Annotated in this window: 20 protein-coding genes and 1 tRNA gene; 14 read left to right on the top strand and 7 right to left on the bottom strand. The window is 64.2% G+C overall.

Annotated features, from left to right (window positions below):
• Window positions 1–20: 20 nt before the first annotated feature.
• The 6 genes from ACI0FO_RS10150 to ACI0FO_RS10125 all read left to right on the top strand — a co-directional run bounded on the left by ACI0FO_RS10150 (window position 21) and on the right by ACI0FO_RS10125 (window position 4,614).
• Entirely contained in the window at window positions 21–713 is a 693-nt protein-coding gene (locus ACI0FO_RS10150; RefSeq protein WP_416026304.1) for an amino acid ABC transporter permease, read from the top strand.
• Window positions 714–715: 2 nt separating this feature from the next.
• Window positions 716–1,405, top strand: a complete 690-nt coding sequence (locus ACI0FO_RS10145; protein WP_313461752.1) for an amino acid ABC transporter permease — start codon at window positions 716–718, stop codon at window positions 1,403–1,405.
• A gap of 17 nt (window positions 1,406–1,422) precedes the next feature.
• Window positions 1,423–2,715: an NAD(P)/FAD-dependent oxidoreductase gene (locus ACI0FO_RS10140; protein WP_416026302.1), complete on the top strand. Its 1,293-nt coding sequence runs from the start codon at window positions 1,423–1,425 to the stop codon at window positions 2,713–2,715.
• Window positions 2,716–2,728: 13 nt separating this feature from the next.
• Window positions 2,729–3,313, top strand: coding sequence for a helix-turn-helix domain-containing protein (locus tag ACI0FO_RS10135; protein WP_105557369.1), 585 nt, complete (start codon window positions 2,729–2,731; stop codon window positions 3,311–3,313).
• Between the two features lie 82 nt (window positions 3,314–3,395).
• A tRNA-Arg gene (locus ACI0FO_RS10130) sits at window positions 3,396–3,472 on the top strand.
• A gap of 638 nt (window positions 3,473–4,110) precedes the next feature.
• Window positions 4,111–4,614: a CinA family protein gene (locus ACI0FO_RS10125; protein WP_416026300.1), complete on the top strand. Its 504-nt coding sequence runs from the start codon at window positions 4,111–4,113 to the stop codon at window positions 4,612–4,614.
• Between the two features lie 40 nt (window positions 4,615–4,654).
• Here the strand turns inward: ACI0FO_RS10125 and ACI0FO_RS10120 are convergent, their stop codons facing one another.
• Complete coding sequence (locus tag ACI0FO_RS10120) at window positions 4,655–4,933, bottom strand: hypothetical protein (RefSeq protein ID WP_416026298.1); 279 nt, start codon at window positions 4,931–4,933, stop codon at window positions 4,655–4,657.
• Window positions 4,934–5,037: 104 nt separating this feature from the next.
• Window positions 5,038–5,274: a CrpP-related protein gene (locus ACI0FO_RS10115; RefSeq protein WP_313461767.1), complete on the bottom strand. Its 237-nt coding sequence runs from the start codon at window positions 5,272–5,274 to the stop codon at window positions 5,038–5,040.
• A 162-nt stretch (window positions 5,275–5,436) separates the two neighbouring features.
• Here ACI0FO_RS10115 and ACI0FO_RS10110 point away from each other — a divergent pair, with 162 nt between their 5' ends.
• A complete protein-coding gene (locus ACI0FO_RS10110) occupies window positions 5,437–5,928 on the top strand; it encodes a low affinity iron permease family protein (protein ID WP_416026296.1) in 492 nt (163 codons plus the stop codon).
• A gap of 114 nt (window positions 5,929–6,042) precedes the next feature.
• A complete protein-coding gene (locus ACI0FO_RS10105) occupies window positions 6,043–6,321 on the top strand; it encodes a hypothetical protein (RefSeq protein WP_416026294.1) in 279 nt (92 codons plus the stop codon).
• A 467-nt stretch (window positions 6,322–6,788) separates the two neighbouring features.
• On the opposite strand, the gene ACI0FO_RS10100 is transcribed toward ACI0FO_RS10105, so the two are convergent.
• Together ACI0FO_RS10100 and ACI0FO_RS10095 are read right to left on the bottom strand one after the other, a co-directional pair.
• Window positions 6,789–7,904, bottom strand: coding sequence for a glycosyltransferase family 4 protein (locus ACI0FO_RS10100; RefSeq protein WP_416026292.1), 1,116 nt, complete (start codon window positions 7,902–7,904; stop codon window positions 6,789–6,791).
• Window positions 7,879–8,835: a glycosyltransferase family 9 protein gene (locus tag ACI0FO_RS10095; RefSeq protein WP_416026291.1), complete on the bottom strand. Its 957-nt coding sequence runs from the start codon at window positions 8,833–8,835 to the stop codon at window positions 7,879–7,881. The genes ACI0FO_RS10100 and ACI0FO_RS10095 overlap by 26 nt, the downstream gene beginning before the upstream one ends.
• A 277-nt stretch (window positions 8,836–9,112) precedes the next feature.
• Here ACI0FO_RS10095 and paoA point away from each other — a divergent pair, with 277 nt between their 5' ends.
• Genes paoA through paoC form a run of 3 tightly spaced genes read left to right on the top strand, consistent with a single transcriptional unit; the run spans window position 9,113 to window position 12,943 of the window.
• Window positions 9,113–9,766, top strand: coding sequence for an aldehyde dehydrogenase iron-sulfur subunit PaoA (gene paoA, locus ACI0FO_RS10090; protein WP_416026289.1), 654 nt, complete (start codon window positions 9,113–9,115; stop codon window positions 9,764–9,766).
• A complete protein-coding gene (locus ACI0FO_RS10085; RefSeq protein ID WP_416026288.1) occupies window positions 9,763–10,713 on the top strand; it encodes an FAD binding domain-containing protein in 951 nt (316 codons plus the stop codon). The genes paoA and ACI0FO_RS10085 overlap by 4 nt, the downstream gene beginning before the upstream one ends.
• Before the next feature lie 4 nt (window positions 10,714–10,717).
• Window positions 10,718–12,943 (top strand): aldehyde oxidoreductase molybdenum-binding subunit PaoC, encoded by a 2,226-nt coding sequence (gene paoC / locus ACI0FO_RS10080; RefSeq protein ID WP_416026286.1) that lies wholly within the window; start codon window positions 10,718–10,720, stop codon window positions 12,941–12,943.
• A gap of 3 nt (window positions 12,944–12,946) precedes the next feature.
• Here paoC and ACI0FO_RS10075 read toward each other — a convergent pair whose 3' ends face one another.
• Entirely contained in the window at window positions 12,947–13,870 is a 924-nt protein-coding gene (locus ACI0FO_RS10075) for a LysR substrate-binding domain-containing protein (RefSeq protein WP_416026284.1), read from the bottom strand.
• A gap of 225 nt (window positions 13,871–14,095) precedes the next feature.
• Here ACI0FO_RS10075 and ACI0FO_RS10070 point away from each other — a divergent pair, with 225 nt between their 5' ends.
• Together ACI0FO_RS10070 and ACI0FO_RS10065 are read left to right on the top strand one after the other, a co-directional pair.
• Window positions 14,096–14,881 (top strand): SDR family oxidoreductase, encoded by a 786-nt coding sequence (locus tag ACI0FO_RS10070; protein WP_416026282.1) that lies wholly within the window; start codon window positions 14,096–14,098, stop codon window positions 14,879–14,881.
• Between the two features lie 46 nt (window positions 14,882–14,927).
• Complete coding sequence (locus tag ACI0FO_RS10065; RefSeq protein WP_416026280.1) at window positions 14,928–15,863, top strand: dihydrodipicolinate synthase family protein; 936 nt, start codon at window positions 14,928–14,930, stop codon at window positions 15,861–15,863.
• 24 nt (window positions 15,864–15,887) lie between these two features.
• On the opposite strand, the gene ACI0FO_RS10060 is transcribed toward ACI0FO_RS10065, so the two are convergent.
• Both ACI0FO_RS10060 and ACI0FO_RS10055 read right to left on the bottom strand, forming a co-directional pair.
• Window positions 15,888–16,928: an Ldh family oxidoreductase gene (locus ACI0FO_RS10060; protein WP_416026278.1), complete on the bottom strand. Its 1,041-nt coding sequence runs from the start codon at window positions 16,926–16,928 to the stop codon at window positions 15,888–15,890.
• Between the two features lie 138 nt (window positions 16,929–17,066).
• Window positions 17,067–17,465, bottom strand: coding sequence for an Hpt domain-containing protein (locus ACI0FO_RS10055; RefSeq protein WP_416026276.1), 399 nt, complete (start codon window positions 17,463–17,465; stop codon window positions 17,067–17,069).
• A gap of 129 nt (window positions 17,466–17,594) precedes the next feature.
• On the opposite strand from ACI0FO_RS10055, the gene ACI0FO_RS10050 reads away from it, so the two are divergent.
• The gene (locus ACI0FO_RS10050; protein ID WP_416026274.1) at window positions 17,595–18,296 is read left to right on the top strand and encodes a response regulator; all 702 of its coding nucleotides are present in this window, start codon (window positions 17,595–17,597) and stop codon (window positions 18,294–18,296) included.
• The last annotated feature ends 2 nt before the right edge of the window (window positions 18,297–18,298 follow it).

The raw sequence follows: 18,298 nt of genomic DNA, 5'->3' as shown, positions 1-18,298 counted from the left end.
ACGGGGAGCCCGGACCGCTTATGGACTGGCTGATCGATTACTACAACTGGCGCATCGTCAGCCAGTACGCGGAGCAATTCGCGACAGGCCTGACCAACACCCTGATCGCCGCGGGCGCAAGCCTTGTGCTGTCGGTGTTGGCGGGCGTGCCGCTGGCGCTTTTGCACATGTCGTCCAAAGCCGCCGTTTGGCGTCCCGTAGCCGCCTATGTGCAATTCATCCGGTCCACCCCCCTGTTGGTGCAGATCTACTTGGTCTATTACGCCGTGCCCATGCTGGTGCCGGGCGCCAAGGGCTGGAGCGAGATGGTGCTGGGCATCCTGGCGATGACCTTGCACCACGCCGCCTACATGAGCGAGATCATCCGCGTGGGCATCGAGTCCGTGCCGCGCGGCCAGGTGGAAGGCGCCAAGGCGTGCGGCATGAATTATCAGCAGCGGCTGCGCTACGTGGTGCTGCCGCAGGCGTTCGTCAACACGCTGCCGCCCCTGTTGGGCCAGACCGCCGTGTTGATCAAAGACACCTCGCTGCTGTCGTTGATCACGGTGTTTGAACTGGTCGCGGCCGGCGTGCAGATGAATAGCGACCGCATCGTGCCCAATGAAAGCTTCCTGACCATCGCCGCTGGCTATCTGCTGATCTACGGCGTCATGCTGTTGTTGTCCCGGGGCGTCAGCCTCTGGCTGGCGGGTCCGGCCTGGAACGCGAGGTAAGCATGCTGGATTCCTATCTTTCCACCGCGGGCGTCGTGCTGCCCTTCCTGCTGAAGGGCTTCTGGGAAACGCTGAAGATCTCGTTCGTGGCCATCATCGCGGGCTCGTTGCTGGGCTTTGTGATCGGAGTGATCCGCAGCTACCGCATCCGCGGCATCCACCAACTGTTGGGCCTGTATATCCACGTCTTGCGCGGCACGCCGTTCCTGGTGCAGCTCTACATCTTCTACTTCGTGTTGCCCAGCTCCGGGATCGAACTGCTGCATTGGGACTCCGCCACCGCGGCTTTCGTATCGCTGTCCGTCTATACGTCCTGCTATGTCGCCGAAATCGTCATGGGCGCCATCCAGTCCGTGCCGCGCGGCCAGACCGAAGGCGCGATGACGCTGGGCCTGCGCCCGTTGCAGATCCTGCGGCTGGTCATCCTGCCGCAAGCCATGCGGCTGATCGTGCAGCCAATGAGCGGCGTCTACGTCATGCTGATTAAAAGCACCGCCATCCTGTCGGTGGTCGGCATTACCGAACTGACCCGGCAAGGCGAGGTGTTCATCATCACCTTTCCCGCCAAGTCGCTGTTCATCTACGGCATGATCGCCGCCATCTATTTCATCTACTGCTACCCGTTGCTGCGCCTGGCCAACTGGCTGGAAAAGCGCTTGACGGGCGGATTGCAGGGCGCAAGCCTGCACTGACACGGACTCCCACCGGCATGGCCTCCGAGTACATCGACACCTACTACAAGCGCACGCTCTCCGACAGCGCAACCTACTATCCGCCGCTGGCGGGCGCATGCAGCACCGACGTGTGCGTGGTCGGCGGCGGCCTGGCCGGCCTGTCCACCGCACTGGAACTTGCCCGCCGCGGCCGTAGCGTCACCCTGCTGGAAGGCCGGCGCATCGCCTGGGGCGCGTCGGGACGCAACGGCGGATCGGTGTCGCCCGCCTTCTCGGCCGGCGCCGACGCCATCAAACGGCACGTCGACGAAGACCACTACCGGCAGCTTTACCGCTTGTCGATGGAAGGCGTGGAAATCATCCGCGACAATATCCGTAGCTTGGCCATCACCGATGCGCACAAGGTTGACGGACGCTTGCGCGTGGTGCGCTACGAAGCGACCGATGCGCTCAACCAGTGGTGCGACGCCCAGCGCCGAGACTTCGGTCGCGACGTGCGCTTCCTGACCCGCAGCCAGGTGCGCGAACGCCTGGTGTCGGACGTCTACCACCAGGGCGTCGAAGACCCCGCCTCGTTCCACTTTCATCCGTTGAACTATGCCCGGGCGCTGGCTCGCGAATGCGCCCGCCTGGGCGTGCGCATCCATGAAGATTCCGCCGTGACCGGCGCCACGCTGAACGGCGCGGTCAAACACCTGCAAACGGCCCAGGGGCAGGTCGACGCCCGCGCCGTCGTGCTGGCCACGGGCGGCTATACGGGCGACGTCGTGCCGGCCCTGCGCCGGGCCATGCTGCCCATCGCCACCTACATCATGCTGACCGAGCCGTTGGGCGACCGCGTGCGCGAGGCCATCCGCAGCACGGCGGCCATCGGCGACGACCGCCGCGCCGGCAACTATTACCGGGTGCTGGATGGCGGCCGCATCGGCTGGGGCAGTAGAATCACCACCCGTGTCGACGACCCGCCGGATCTGGCCGAGTCCCTGCGCCGAGAATTGCTGTCCGTCTACCCCCAATTGCATGGGTTGCGCGTCGAGACCGCATGGTCGGGGCGCATGGCCTACGCCCGCCATCTGATGCCGCAGATCGGCCTGCTGGCGCAGGACGTCTGGTATTGCACGGCGTTCGGCGGGCACGGCATGAATACCACCTCGATCGGCGGGCGCGTCGTTGCCGAAGGGATTACGGGCGACACCCAGCGCTACAAGCTGTTCCAACCTTTCGGGCTGGCATGGAACGGCGGCGGGCTGGGCACGGCGGCGGTTCAACTGACCTATTGGTCTTACCAGGCGCGCGACTGGTGGCGGGAGCGCACAACGCGGGCATGACAAGGTACACAGGATGCAAGGCAACAAACAGAGCGCACTGGCACAACGGCTGCGAGCCCTGCGCCAGGCGCGCGATTGGACACTGAAGCAGGCGGCGGCCGCCACCGGCGTCGCCGCGTCCACGCTGTCCAAGATCGAGAACAGCCTGCTGTCGCCCACCTATGACAACCTGATCAAGATCGCCGCGGGCCTGGACCTGGACGTGGCCGAACTCTTCACCGCGTCCGACGCCCACATGGGCACCGGCCGCCGCAGCCTTAGCCGCCAAGGCGAAGGGCGCCAGTACGAAACGCCGTATTACGACCACCGGCTGCTATGCACTGCTCTGTCGCACAAGCGCATGATGCCGTTCCACACCCGCGTCAAGGCGCGCGCCTTCGACGATTTCCAAGACTGGAGCCGCCATGGCGGCGAAGAATTCGTCTACGTGCTGGAAGGCGAGGTGCAGCTGTACACCGAGTTCTACGAACCGGCCCGGCTGAAGGCTGGCGAAAGCTTCTATATAGACAGCCGCATGGGGCACCGAGTGATCAGCCTGAGCGAAAACGACGCCATCGTGCTGTGGGTGTCCACCCACGCAGATATCGAAGAAGAGTAGGGCAGCACCGCGCCCGCCCACCTTTTTCCGCAACAAGGTAAAATGCGGCGCCCGGACATCTTCCGGGACGTCAACAAACTGCGCGGCAGTAGCTCAGCTGGATAGAGCACGGGCCTTCTAAGCCCGGGGTCGGGGGTTCGAGCCCCTCCTGCCGCGCCAGAATTTCTAGAAAATACAGGGCTTTAGCCTATTTCTGAAGTGTTTGGCAGAAGCGTTGTGCAGGTTAATTATTAGAATAAAACCGCCTGCGTTAGAACCTTACTCCGTAGCGATAGCCCGCTTTAGCACCCGCCGGTCATCGTGCTTATCGCGGCATTGCCCATAGGTAAAACTCGCCCGTCATCGTGCTTATCGCGGGTACTGCCTATGGATAAACGGCAAAACATGGCGCCTTTCAATGCGGCCGCGCGTCATAACCGGTCAATACCCGGCGTCTGTTGAGGGTCAAGCCCAGGCATGGGGTTCGGGATGCTATCGGGTGGCCAGGGCGCGTTCTTTTCGCCATCTCGCGCCGGGCGGTCTTCCCGCTGTGGCTTGGGAGGCGGAATTTCGGCAGGGTGTTGCGCAGGTTGTCTTTCCTCTTTGCCGGGTTGGCCCGGTGCGCTGCTTGCATAAGACGAATTCATATTTTTCTCCTTGGGCGGCTGACCAGCCGTTTCAGGTACGGTGATAACAAGTTCCAGCAAGCGCCGTGCCTTGATGTCCGCGGCGGGGCGATGTGTTGGGGGGAACCGGCGCTGGCCCTGGCACGCCGCTTGCTGAACCCGTTGGCGGGCAAGGCGAGGAAGGAAAATCGGATGAACACCGTAGATCGGGTCGCGACTGTCATGCGAGAGTCTTCACTGGTGCTGGTGACGGCGGAGTCGTGCACGGCGGGATTAATTGCCGCCACCTTGGCCGACGTGCCCGGGGCGGGCGACCTGCTGGACTGCGCGTTCGTGACGTACTCTCCGGAAGCCAAGATGAAATGCTTGGGCGTCTCGGCGAAAACGCTGCGGCTCCACAACCTGACGAGCGAAGCCGTGGCCCGGGAAATGGCGTTGGGGGCCGCGCGCAACAGCAGGGCGAATGTCGCCATATCCAATACCGGCGTCACGGACAGCACTGACGATCGGATACCTGCGGGGACGCAGTGTTTCGCCTGGGTATTCAAGTCGGGCGCGGCCGACGCGTCGCCATCGGTGTATTCCGAGACGGTGCAATTCAGCGGCGGGCGTAACGCCATCCGGCGTGCCAGCGCCGAATACGCCCTGGAGCGGCTGATCGCTTATCACGAAACCTGGCAGGCCTGCCTTCGCTAAGGTTGCCCGCTAGGCCCGGACCGGCCAGGCAGCGCTTCGTTTACCGAATCTGCTTGAGCACTCGGGCCAGGCGAGCAATGCCTCCGGTTCCGCTCGCCGCTCTACCGACCAGGGCGCTGCCTGCCGCAGTCAGCGCTGCGCGGGCAAGAAGGGTTCTGCCTCGCGTGCCTGCCACGAGCAGCCAAGCGCCCAGGCCGAACACGATCAGATGTTCGCCGGGGAAATCCGGGCGTCGCGCGTCAATGTCTTTCAGTCGCCGCGCCAGTGATCGACGGTCGCGGTCAGGGCTTTCGATTTCGGTCATCGCATCGGCTTTCATGGGGATCCCTCGCATTGGGTGAGCCCCCGGCTCAGCAAGGGCCATGCCGGGGCTGCGTCACCCGAGCGTCACCCGAGGGGCATCCGGCGTGACCCAGGCCTCATTCAATGGCGGCGTCTTTCGGTTGCACGCGGCACATATCTGACTACGCCATTGGGAGGTTTCCAGGATTTCGTCTCGGCCATCCATCCTGCTTCCCAGGCCTCAACCTTTTCGCGCCATTCGGCGATCGATTCACCGGTGTGCCCAGGCATGACGGCCGCCTGATAGTAGGGACAATCCCACAAGGTCAATCCATCACGAGCGGCTTGGGCGCCCAGCTTTCGGATGTCATCGTGCATTGCCGCACCTCCAAAAGTAGATGAGTGGGCGATAAATATTACGCAGCAGCTGACGTTCCTGCAATAGTGTTGCGGCGCTATATGAGCTAGTACGGCCAGCGGGGCGACGGCACGGAACTTGCTCGGTGCGGCCCGACTCTTCGATCCCTTGGGGCGACCATCATGGCTGAAAAAAAAAGCAGTCGGCAGACGAATGCCATCTCAAGGTTCTTCGACCACTTTGCCGCGCATGTTACGAGGTGGGCGGGCTCTCCTACCGCTTTTGGCTGCGCGGTCGCCGCCGTGTTGGTGTGGGCGGCGTGCGGCCCCGCTTTCGGGTTTTCCGAAACGTGGCAGCTGGTCATCAACACCGGCACGACCATCATCACGTTCCTGATGGTCTTCTTGATCCAGCAAAGCCAGAACAAGGATGGTCAGGCTCTGCATTTGAAATTGGACGAACTGCTCATTGCCCTGAAGGGGGCGGACGAGCGGCTTGTGGACGCGGAACGGTTGGACGAAGACAAGCTGCTGGCGTTGGCGGCGGCAGCCACGGCGCGGGCCAAGCTTCAGGCCAGGTCCGAACGGCGCAAGAGCCGCAGCGCGCGGGTGGCCGGGGAAAGGCGCGGGCCGGGGCGCGGCCGCGCGCGTCGCAAGCCGGTGCGCGCGGGTTAGCCGCGGCGGCTTCGGTAACGTTCCCTTGAGGCGGCTTGTTACCGTACCTTTTGGAACCCTTTTTCCGGTCGGACATTGCTATAAAGATGCCTGCAACCGCTATCAGGCAGGAAGATGTCTATTCAATCGCTGAGTCGCCACGTGGCCGCGCTCGTGCTCGCCGCACTCGTTTCCGGGTGCTCTTCAATACTCCCCGGGTCATCAAGCTCCGGTTCAGGCGCGGGTTCAAACGCGGCCTCGGAAAGGGTGGTCAGCGATAACTGCAAGTTTATTCGCAGCCGATGCATCTACGAAGGGTCGTATGATGCCGGCGAACGGAATTATGCGGAAGAGGAAGCGAAACGCTTGAACAAGGCCGAGTTGGAACGGCTTCGTCGCGCCTTCGCCAATTAAGTAGGCAACGGCCAGGCATAAATCCGCAGATAACGCAGCCTTGAGTAACCGGGGCTGGCCTGAATCTAACGGCAAGCGAGAGGCGGAATAACTATATTGCGGAATAAATCGAAATATAGTTAATGGGTTAGATACTTTCTGTCTGGTTTATTTGCGTTTACTAGCGGTGTATCTTCGCGCCCCTCTCTACACTTCGCGCTACGTGTAGAAATGCGAATCCGGAATGCTGAACAGGGCGTGGGTGGTGCCAGTGGCTTCTTTTCTTGCGATTTGGCCGTCGCAGAAAATAATGGAAGAAATAATCTGCGTGACGCCGCCAGTCCGGGCGCAAGTAATCGTTTTGATGAGAAAAGACGTTTTTCTACAGTGGCAGCAGCCGCCGGAATCGGGCTGCAAGAACGGCCAGGAAAAAAACGACAGCCCTATCCGGATCGTGACCGGTATTCGCGGGTGACTGCTTTGTAGCGTCAAGCACCGGCTGCCTTCCGATACGCCTCCAGGGTACTGAACATTTTCCCGCCCAAACGGAAATTCGTTTCCGCAAACGCTCTGGCGTTGTCGACGATAATCTGCGTTTTCCGCGTCTGGTCGCGGATTTGCTGGATGCAACAGGCGTAGCCCGCGACATCGCCGGGCGTGGCCAGCCAACCTGTCTGGCCGGGCATGACGATCTCTGGCAAACCGCCTACCTGGCTGGCGACGACAGGCCGGCCCACGGCGAAGGCTTCAGGCACGACGCGCGACCAGGCTTCGGTGGCCGACGGCACCAGCACCACGTCGGCTGCCTGGATCAGGTCGGCAACATCGCTCCGGTGGCCGGCAAACACCACATGGTCCGCAATCCCAAGATCTACCGCCAAGCGGTACAGCTCGTAGGCATAGGGCTTGGTGCCGGCAGTGGGCATGCCCACGACCAGGCCCACGGCAGGCACGCCTCGTTCGCGCAGCCATCGCACCACGCGCAGCATGTCGGCCTGGCCTTTTTCCGGGCGCAGCATGCCGACGGTGGCGATGACGTAGGCTTTTTCGGGGGCGGCTATCTCCAGCCCGCGGCGGACGCGCAGCGATGCGCCGGGCGCGCTGGCCGGCCGAAAGAAATCGTCGCCGGCCCACTCGCCCACGACGCTGATCCGGTCTTCGGAGACCAGGCGCGCGGCCAGCAGTTCCTGTTTGCCGACCTCGCTGGTGGCGATGACGTGATCGCACCCGATTTTCCATTCCAGCCGGCGGCGCGGCGACGTTCGCATGGATTTGGCGAAATGTCGCGTCCGGACGACCGCGCACAGGTCGCGGCAGAGCGCGGCGGTCTTGCCATCGGCGCGGCTATGGCTGTCGATGACCTGGATGCGCAACGCCTTGATGGCGCGCCGCAGTGTCAGCACGGTCGACGGCGAATAGGCCGGCTTGAAGTCGATGTGCACCGTCGTCAGGTTGCGCTGGCGGGCTTCGCGGCTGACGGCGCTGCTGGCGGGCGAGGCGATCGCTACCTCGTAGCCATGGCTTTGCAGCCAGCTCGCCTGCTCCAACGTGCGGAATTCCAGTCCCCCCAGGCTGTATTCAGCCAGCGTATGCAGTATGCGCATGATGTCCCAGTACATTTCGGCAGGCGTCCAACACATCGTCGGGCGTGATGGCATCGATGCCATCGCGCGGGTGGCGCGGAACGACGGCGGCCGATCCGTCCCGGCGCCAGAACCATTCCGGGTTGGGTTCATTGAATATCCCGACGTAGGGCACGCAGGCGCCTTGCGCGATGTGCGAGGGGCCGCAATCATTCGCCACCACCAGGCGCGCGTGCAGCATGATGGCGCTAAGCTCGGGAAGCGGCCGGCAATAGGCGATGGAAATGTCAGGGCGCCGCATGGCCTCCAGGGCGTTCCGTTCCGTCGCCTCTTGCGTGCCCAGCACGAACAGGAAACGCGTGTCGCCGCCCAGCAGCCGCTTCAGGCGCTCGGCCAGCCGCAAGTAGTTCGTCAGGCTCCACCGCTTGAACGCGCCCGAGCCGCCGCCCGGAATCATCACGACGTCAGCCGTTGGAACGGTACGCAGGTGCGTCTGCGCCAGCGCCTGGAAGCACCCTCGCGCGGCGTCCTCAAGATTGAATGGACGGTACGCGGCCAGCAGGCGCAGATTGGCCTGGCCGATGTATTCGGACGTGTCCTTGCGGTGGCAGTGCGTCCAGACCAGGTCGCTGAGGCGTGCGTTGCGGAATCCAAGGCGGACCGCCGGCAGGCGCAGTAGGTTGATCAAGCCAAAGCGTTCGCTGCTGTGATGCAGGCTGATCGATACCCGGGTCTCTTTTTTCAGGCTTCCCAGGTAGTCGCCGAAGGTGGCGGCTCGAACGAATTCATCGACCCATGGCAACGATTGGTAGAACCCGCCCACATCGTCGCGGGCGACCACTTTAATGCGTCGGGAGGACCACCATTTTTTCAATTGGTACAGCGTCGGCAGCGCGACGATCTGGTCGCCCAGTTGTGGCTGGCTTCTAACGTAGACAACAATTTCCGACATGTGCGGCCTCCCTCGCTTGCGGCGCGGCCCGGCGACCGCTGGCGGGCAATGTATCGGGAGAAACGCCAGGATTTTCTCGAAACCTTTTAAGGAGTGTGAAGAAGAGGGCGGACGCGCTTTAAACAATTACACAAGTCCGCCGCCGCGCTCGCGGTCTGGGCGGTGTGCCACACGGCAAGGGCGGTGCCCGTGCTGACCGGGAATGCGGCTTGCTGGCCCGCGCCCTGGAGGATGGCGGCGTGGTCCGCATCCAGGTCTGACCAACAAAGGGGTTGCCTTGGAAAACTCGCTATCAATCAAGATCACCCGGCGCAATCTGCTGAAGGCGGGCGCCGTGTCGGCGACCGCGATGGCCGCCCCGGCGGTGGCCGGCGCGCAGCAGGCCGCGCAGGGCGCCATGCAGCCGATGGCGGCCACCGTGACGCTGCGCGTCAACGGCGCCGCGCACGAGTTGTCGCTGGACATGCGCACGACGCTGCTTGACGCCTTGCGGGAAAATCTACAATTGACGGGCACCAAAAAGGGCTGCGACCACGGGCAATGCGGCGCCTGTACGGTGCTGCTGGACGGCCGGCGCGTCAATGCCTGTTTGACGCTGGCCGTGATGCACGATGGGGCCGAGATCACGACCATCGAGGGACTGGGCACGCCAACGGCGCTGCATCCGCTACAGGCCGCTTTCATCAAGCATGACGGCTACCAGTGCGGCTACTGCACGCCCGGGCAGATCTGCTCGGCTGCCGCGATGCTCGAGGAGGTCGAGCAGGGCATTCCCAGCCATGTCAGCGCCAGCCTGACCGAGCGCCCGCGGCTAAGCGCGGACGAGATCCGTGAACGCATGAGCGGCAATATTTGCCGATGCGGCGCATATTCGAACATTCTCGACGCCATCACAGAGGTCGCGGCGGGCAAGGCTGGGGGCAAAACATGAGGCCCTTCACCTATGAACGCGCCCGCACGCCCGCCGAAGCGGCGGCCAGCGCAGCCGGGGTGCGCGGCGCACGCTTCATCGCCGGTGGCACGAATCTGCTGGACCTGATGAAGCTGGAAGTCGAAACGCCCACGCATCTGATCGATGTGAACGGTCTGGATTTGGACCAGATCACCGACACGCCGGAAGGCGGCGTGCGGATCGGCAGCCTGGTGCGCAATACGGATCTTGCCGCGAATGCCCGCATCCGGCGCGATTACGCCGTGCTGTCGCGCGCGATCTTGGCGGGCGCCTCCGGACAGATCCGCAATCGCGCCACGACCGCCGGTAATCTGCTGCAGCGCACGCGCTGCCCGTACTTCTACGATACGAACATGCCGTGCAACAAGCGGGCGCCGGGAAGCGGTTGTTCGGCTCTCGGCGGCGTCACCCGCCAGCTGGCCGTGATCGGCGCCAGCGATGCCTGCATCGCCACGCATCCCAGCGACATGGCGGTGGCCATGCGGCTGCTGGATGCCCAGATCGAAACGGTGCGTCCGGACAGCACCCGGCGTGTGATCCCGATTGCGGATTTTTACCGCCAACCGGGAAACACGCCGAATATCGAGAACGCGCTGCAGGCAGGCGAGCTTATTACGTCGGTCACGCTGCCCAAGCCGCTCGGCGGCGTGCACCGCTACCGGAAAGTACGGGATCGCGCGTCTTTCGCGTTCGCCCTGGTGGCCGTGGGCGCGGTGGTGCAGCGTGACGGCAGCGGCCGCATCGCGCTGGGCGGCGTGGCGCCGCAGCCGTGGCGGGTGGAAGCGGCCGAGGCCGAACTGCCCCGGGGCGCCGCGTCGGCCGCGGAACGGCTGTTGGCTGGCGCGACACCCACCGCCGACAACGCCTTCAAGCTGACGCTGGCTGCGCGGACGTTAAGCGCGGTCTTGACGGAATCGAGGGCCTGACGAGATGAAATTCGATACTCCCGCTACACAGAATCCCATCGACCAGTTGAAAATCGTCGGCCACGGCGTGGACCGCATCGACGGCCCTTTGAAGACGACGGGCAAGGCCCCCTACGCCTACGAACACGGCGATACGGTGCCCGACGCGGCCGTCGGCTACGTGCTGGGCGCCGCTATCGCGAAGGGGCGGATCCGCGCCATGGATATCGAAGGGGCGCGGCGCGCGCCCGGCGTGCTGGCCGTGGTCACCGCGCAAAACGCCGGCAAGCTGGGCAAGGGCAAGATGAACACGGCCACGCTGCTGGGCGGCCCCGAGATCCAGCATTACCACCAGGCCATCGCGCTGGTCGTGGCCGAAACGCTGGAACAGGCGCGGGCGGCAAGCCGGTTGATCCGCGTGCAGTACGAACGCGCGCCGGGCGCATTCGATCTTGCGGCGGAGAAAGCGGCCAGCAACCAAGCGGCCGGGAAGACCGCCAAGCAGGCGGGCGACCGGCCCAAGCCGGACCGGGTGGGCGATTTTGAAGGCGCTTATGCGGCGGCCGCCGTGACCATCGACCATACCTACCGCACCCCCGACCAATCGCACGCGATGATGGAACCGCATGCGTCCACCGCCGTGTGGGAGGGCGACGCGCTGACGCTGTGGACATCGAACCAGATGGTCGACTGGGGACGCAGCGACGTAGCCAAGACCCTGGGTCTGCCCAAGGACAAAGTGCGATTGATTTCTCCCTACATTGGCGGCGGCTTCGGCGGCAAGCTGTTCGTGCGCGCGGACGCCCTTTTGGCTGCCCTGGGGGCGCGCGCGGCGCGACGGCCCGTCAAGGTTGCGTTGGCGCGCCCGCTGGTCGCCAACAATACGACGCATCGGCCCGCCACGATCCAGCGCATCCGCATTCGGGCCGGCCAAGATGGCAAGATCACCGCGATCGCGCATGAAAGCTGGTCGGGCGACCTGCCGGGCGGCAAACCGGAAGAAGCGGTCCAGCAGACGCGCCTGCTGTACGCCGGTGCCAACCGGCTGACCGCGCTGCATCTGATGGAACTGGACTTACCCGAGGGCAACGCGATGCGCGCCCCTGGTGAAGCGCCGGGAATGATGGCCTTGGAAATCGCCATGGACGAAATGGCCGAAGCGCTGGGCATGGATCCCGTTGAGTTCCGCGTGCGAAACGACACGCAGGTGGACCCCGCGGACCCCGCGCGCCCGTTCTCGCAGCGGCGCTTCATCGAATGCCTGCGTGAGGGCGCGGCGCGTTTCGGATGGGAGGAGCGCAACGCGCGTCCCGGCGCTAGCCGGGACGGAAGGTGGCTGGTGGGCATGGGCATGGCAGCGGCGTTCCGCAACAATCTGGTGACCGATTCAGCCGCGCGTGTGCGCCTGGATGCCGCGGGCCAAGTCATCGTGGAAACCGACATGACCGACATCGGTACCGGCAGCTACACCATCATTGCGCAAACCGCGGCCGAGATGCTGGGCGTGCCGCTGGCAAAAGTCATCGTGCTTCTGGGCGATTCCGCTTTCCCGGTGTCGGCCGGTTCCGGCGGGCAATGGGGCGCCAACAGTTCAACGGCCGGGGTATACGCGGCATGCCAGAAATTGCGTGACGCCGTTCTAAAGCGCCTGGGCTTCGCTGCCGAAGGCGCGGTATTCGCCGACGGTTCCGTGACGGAGGCGGGCGGCCGGACGGCGCTATTGCGGCAGGCGGCCGCGGACGGTGATCTGGTCGCCGAGGACGTGCTGGAATTCGGCGGCCTGGACAAGCAATTCCAGCAATCCACGTTCGGCGCGCACTTCGTCGAAGTCGCGGTGGACGCCTACACGGGCGAGACCAGAATCCGCCGCATGCTGGCTGTGTGCGCGGCGGGACGCATCCTTAACCCCAAGACGGCCCGCAGCCAGGTGATCGGCGCGATGACGATGGGTATCGGCGCGGCGCTGATGGAGGAATTGGCGATTGATCAGCGGGCCGGCTTCTTCGTCAACCATGACCTGGCAAGCTACGAGGTGCCGGTGCATGCCGATATCCCCCTGCAAGAGGTGATCTTTCTGGACGAAACCGACCCCGTGTCGTCGCCGATGAAAGCCAAGGGCGTGGGCGAATTGGGTCTGTGCGGGGTCGGGGCGGCGATTGCCAATGCGATCACCCATGCCACCGGGGTGCGCGTGCGGGAGTATCCCGTCACGCTGGACAAATTGCTGGCGGGTTTGCCGGAGCCGGCCTGACGGTCAAGGGGCGCTGGCCTCCGCCATCGTGCCGGCCTGGCCGCTTTCCTCCAACAGCCAGTCCCTGAAGGCGGCGACGGGCGGGGTGGCAAGCTTGTCCGGCGGGGCCAGGAAAAAGTAGCCTGCTCCGGTGCTGAAGGCTTCGTCGATGGCGGGCGCCAGGACGCCTTGGCGCAATTCGTCCTCGACCAGGAAAGTGGGCAGCAACCCGATGCCGATGCCCGACGCGACGGCCTGGATCAGATGCGTGGTCAGCTCAAACTGGGCGCCCCAGCGCATGGTCCGCACGGGCAGCCCATGCGCTTCGAACCAGCGCTGCCATACCGCGGGTCGGGCCGCCACTTGCAGCAAACTGTGCTGAGCCAGATCGGCCGGTTTGCGGATAGGGTGGCGGGCCGCCAGATCGGGGCTGATCACCGGGATGACGTGTTCATCCATCAGGCGGTAGGACGCCAGGCCGGGCCAATCGCCGTCGCCCACGGCAATCACGGCGTCGATGCCGGCCAGATCCAGGTCAAAGCGCGTAACCCGCGAGTGCAGGTGGACCAGGATGCCGGGGTGCTTTTCATAGAACCGGTTCAGCCGGGGCATCAGCCATTTCGCGGTAAAGGTGGGCAGCGCGGCCAGATGAAAGGCGCCGCGGCCGGTCCGGTGCGAGATGGCTTGCAGCGACGCGCTGCGGATGCGCTGCAAGGCCGCTTCCAGTTCCTTCTGATACCGCATGCCGGCTTCGGTCAGCAAGATGCGCCGCTTCTCGCGCCGGAAAAGGGCCACTTCCAGCAGATCTTCCAGCGCCTGCACTTGGCGGCTGACCGCGCTTTGCGTCAACGCCAGTTCGGTCGCCGCTCGGGTGAAACTAAGATGGCGCGCGCTGGCTTCAAAGGCCAGCAAGAGCGACATGGATGGGGTCAGGCGTCGCGGATTCATTCTATGAACGCATGAATGGAAGGGGTTCACTATACCGTGCCACTCGCGTATTTCTAGCGGTGGGTTCGGGCATTGGCCAGCAATTTGTCTGGCATAGATCATTCATAAAACGAATGATCTGCCTGAGTATTTTCCGTTTTCATGCTGCCGTTCCATCGCCGAAAATAAGATCAAGCGACGGGCAGATGCCTGCCGGTCTGGATAGGTTCGACGACGGAGAGAAAGATGGATTTGGGTATCACGGGCAAGACCGCGCTGGTGCTGGGCGGCGGCGGCGGACTGGGCGGCGCTATCGCCGCATCGCTGGCGCAGGAAGGCGCGCGGGTGGTGGTGGCGGATATCAACCTGGAGGCGGCCACCGCCACGGCGGACAAGATCCAGGCGGAAAGGGGGACCGCCTTCCCGATGCAATGGGACCTGCGCGCGCTGGATGCGATCGACAGCCAGGTCGCGTGGATCGAATCCCACGTGGGGGCCGTCGATATTCTGGTCAACAACACGGGCGGCCCGCCGCCGACGCCTTCGTCGGGCCAGTTGGCCGATCTGTGGCGCGAACACTTCGAAGGCATGGTGCTATCCGTCATCAAACTGACCGATCGCGTATTACCCGGCATGCGCGAACGGCGGTGGGGCCGGATCATCACCAGCACCTCGTCCGGCGTGATCGCGCCGATTCCCAATCTGGGTATCTCGAATGCGCTGCGCATGTCGCTGGTGGGGTGGTCCAAGACCTTGGCGCGCGAAGTGGGCAAGGAAGGCATCACCTCGAACATCGTGCTGCCCGGCCGCATCGCCACCGCGCGCATCTCGTTCCTGGACCAGGCGCGCGCCAAGCGCGAAGGGCGCAGCGTGGAAGAGGTCAGCCGCGAAAGCACGGGCAGCATTCCCGTGGGCCGCTATGGCGATCCAAAGGAATACGGCGACGCGGTGGCGTTCCTGGCCAGCGCGCGCGCCAGCTACATCACCGGATCGACGATCCGCGTGGACGGCGGTCTGATCGCCAGTATCTGAACGTACTCAAAGCCACTCGAAGCCAAGCCATTCAAGGATGTTGAAGATGAAACTGACCGCTGACGCCAAGGGCGTATTCCCCATTGCACCCACCCCGTTTTTCGATGATGGCGCGGTGGACCACGCGTCGATCGACCGGATGATGGACTTCTACCAGTCTTGCGGCGCGACCGGCTTGACGGTGCTGGGGCAACTGGGCGAAGCCCCGAAGCTGGATTTCGCGGAATCGCTGGAGATCGCCTCGCAAGTGATCGGCAAGGCGGGCGGCATGCCCATCGTGGTGGGCGTGTCGGCGCCGGGCTTTGCGTCCATGCGTTCGCTGACCCGCGCCGTGATGGACCTTGGCGCGGCCGGTGTGATGATCGCGCCGCCCAACACGTTGCGCACCGACGACCAGATCGTCACCTACTACCACCAGGCGGTCGACGCCATCGGCGACGACGTGCCGTTCGTGCTGCAAGACTACCCGCTGACATTCTCCGTGCAGATGGCGCCATCGGTCATCCGGCGCATCGTGACGGACCTGGCGTCATGCGTGATGCTCAAGCACGAAGACTGGCCCGGCCTGGAAAAGATCTCGGCGCTGCGGCGCTTCGAGGCCGAGGGCGCGATGCGGCATATCTCGATCCTGTGCGGCAACAACGGCCTGTTCCTGGACTACGAAATGGCGCGCGGCGCCGATGGCGCCAATACCGGCTATTGCTTCCCCGACATGTTGTGCGACTTCGTGAAGTGGGTGGGCGAGGGCAAAACGGAAGCGGCACACGACCTGTTCGACGCCCACTTGCCGCTGTTGCGCTACGAGCAGCAGCCAGGCGTGGGCCTGGCTGTGCGCAAGTACGTGATGATGCGCCGCGGCATCTTGTCTAGCGCGGCTCAGCGTCGCCCGGGCGGCGCGCTGACGCCCGCCGCGAAGGCCGAGGTGGATCATTTGCTTGCCCGCCTGGGCAAGCATGATCCGCGCGCGAAGAACCTGGCGTAAAGGCGCCAGGTTTCGGAACCTGGCTTAAGCGCCCAGGTTCCGGACTTCGTCGTACAGCGCCCGGCTGACCCAGACGCCTTCCTGCTCGCTCTTGGCGCGCGCCTTGAAGCGCCTTTCGGAGGGCAGGCGGGCGCCCTGGCCGGCGATGGCGTCCAGCATGGCTTCGGCGCCTGCGTCGTTGGCGGCGCGCTGGCCACGGCCAAGAATGCCGGGGTCCAGCGCGATCAGCAGTTCGCCGTGCAAGGGCGTGCCCTTCGCGCCGGCGTCGAACGCTTGCGACTGCAGGCTGGTCCAGTCGCCGATCAGGGGGCCGGCCAGCAGTTCGATCATGGTGGACAGCGCCGACCCCTTGTACGAACCGAAGGTCAGCATCGCCCCGGCCAGGCCGGCGGCGGCGTCGGTGGTCGGCTGGCCGTTCGCGTCGATTGCCCAGCCTTCGGGGATCGGCTTGCCGGTGCGGCGGTGCAGTTCGATCTCGCCGCGCGCCACCATGCTGGTGGCGAAGTCGAACACGTAGGGGTTGCCGGCCGGGCGCGGCCAGGCGAATGCCAGCGGATTGGTGCCGAACACGGGCTGGGTGCCGCCGGCGGGCGCCACCCAGCTGTGGCTGGGCGTCATGGCGATGCCAGCCAGGCCTTGTTCCGCGATGGCCTCGACCTCCGGCCACAGCGCCGAGAAATGGAAGCAGTTGTTGATTGCCAGCACGGCCACGCCGTTGCGTTTTGCCTTGTCCGCCAGATGCGGCAGGCCTTCCTGGAACGCCAGCAACGAGTACGCGCGTTGCGCGTCCACTTGCACGACTGCGGGCGCGGGATGCGTGATCAGCGGCAACGCGTCCGGGTCCATCAACCCCGATTGCAGTGTCCGCACGCAGACGATCAGGCGATACAGACCGTGCGATTGGCAGTCGTCGCGTTGCCCGGCGGTGATCGTCTGGGCGATGGCTGCCGTATGGGGCGCTGAAAAGCCGTTGCGGCTAAGCACATCCACCGATAAATCGTAGACCTGGTCTATCGAGAGATTGATCATGTCCGTGTTCACATTGCCTCCGGTACTGCGTTGCATGGCCGGGTCCGGCACGGGGATGCCGGTCGATAGAAATGCGGTGCGCGGGATAGGTTGCGCGCATCCAGTGTAGCGGCGGCGCAAGAGGGCGCGACGACAAGTAGGACGTTTACGGCACGGTCGGCCGTGTGGCGCGCTTCAGGCGTCTTGCGCAATTTGGCGGAAGGAATCGCCAAATTCTTCCAACGCGCTTTCCAGGTGCCGCACACAGGCATCAAGCGCATGGGCGTCTGATAGCGGGGCGGAGCAGATACGCCCCAACTCGGCGCAGAGCGTGCCCAGCCGAGTGTCGCCCGTCATCTGTGCCGCGCCCTTGATGCGGTGGGCAAGCAGCCTCAACTCCGTCCGCCCCTGGCCCGCGTAAAGCGTGCGCAGTTGAAGCAAATCCTGCTCATTGGCGTGGCTGAAGGCGTTGGCCAGCGCGCGGATGCGGCCGCGATCGGCAGACGTCAAATCGGTCAGCATGCGCAGCCGTTGTTCGTGGCGTGCTGACCGGGCCGGGAAAGGCTCGTCGCGAGGGAGAGAGGTCTGACTCATGCTCAGCCATTGTGCCGCATACTGACTTTCGTATTCTTCCTATTTTTTAATTCGGAATACCGCAGCAATATGTTCCGTATGCCGAACGGGTCTTTAGCCCGCGAACCGCCTATGCGAGTCATCCGTCCTATGCCATCACGATACATTCGCGTCATTGTCGCCGACGATCATCCCGCAGTGGCTTTGGGAGTCAGCTATGAACTCGGCCTGGATCCGGCGATAGACGTCATCGCATGCGTCGAGAATTCCACCGACCTGATCGCCCGGCTTGAAGGGCAACCCTGCGACGTCGTGGTGTCCGACTACACCATGCCGGGTGGCAGGTACGGCGACGGCTTGGGGCTGATCGCGTTGTTGCGGCGGCGCTATCCAGAGCTGCGCATCGCGGTGCTGACCATGGTCGAAAGCCCTACGCTGATCCGCGCCCTGCTGGGCCACGATCATGTCTGCGTCCTGAGCAAGTCCGACTCCACCAGCCACATCGTCAACGCGGTACATGCCATGTACCAAGGCAAGACCTACTATTCGCCCACCATCAAAGACATGATCCTCAAGCAGGCGTTCGGCATGGGGCATGTGCGCCTGACCAAGCGCGAAGCCGAGATCGTCCGGCTGTTCTGCGCAGGGGCGACCGTCACCGAAATATCACTGTTATCGCACCGAAGCGTGCAGACGGTCAGCTCGCAAAAAAGAAGCGCCATGAGAAAGCTGGGCATCGAACGCGACGCCGATCTCATCCGGTATGGCGCCGACACCGCGAAAAGCCATCCGGACGAAGAGGGGTTCCAGGCGCCTTCCCGGCCAGATCCAACCGCCTGGAACCTCGCCTGAAA

The sequence above is a fragment of the Achromobacter marplatensis genome (genome assembly GCF_049060505.1).
In the GTDB taxonomy this organism is placed as follows: domain Bacteria; phylum Pseudomonadota; class Gammaproteobacteria; order Burkholderiales; family Burkholderiaceae_B; genus Achromobacter; species Achromobacter marplatensis_A.
The sequence above is the reverse complement of the archived record's forward strand: the minus strand, read 5'-3'. Positions and strand labels throughout refer to the sequence as shown.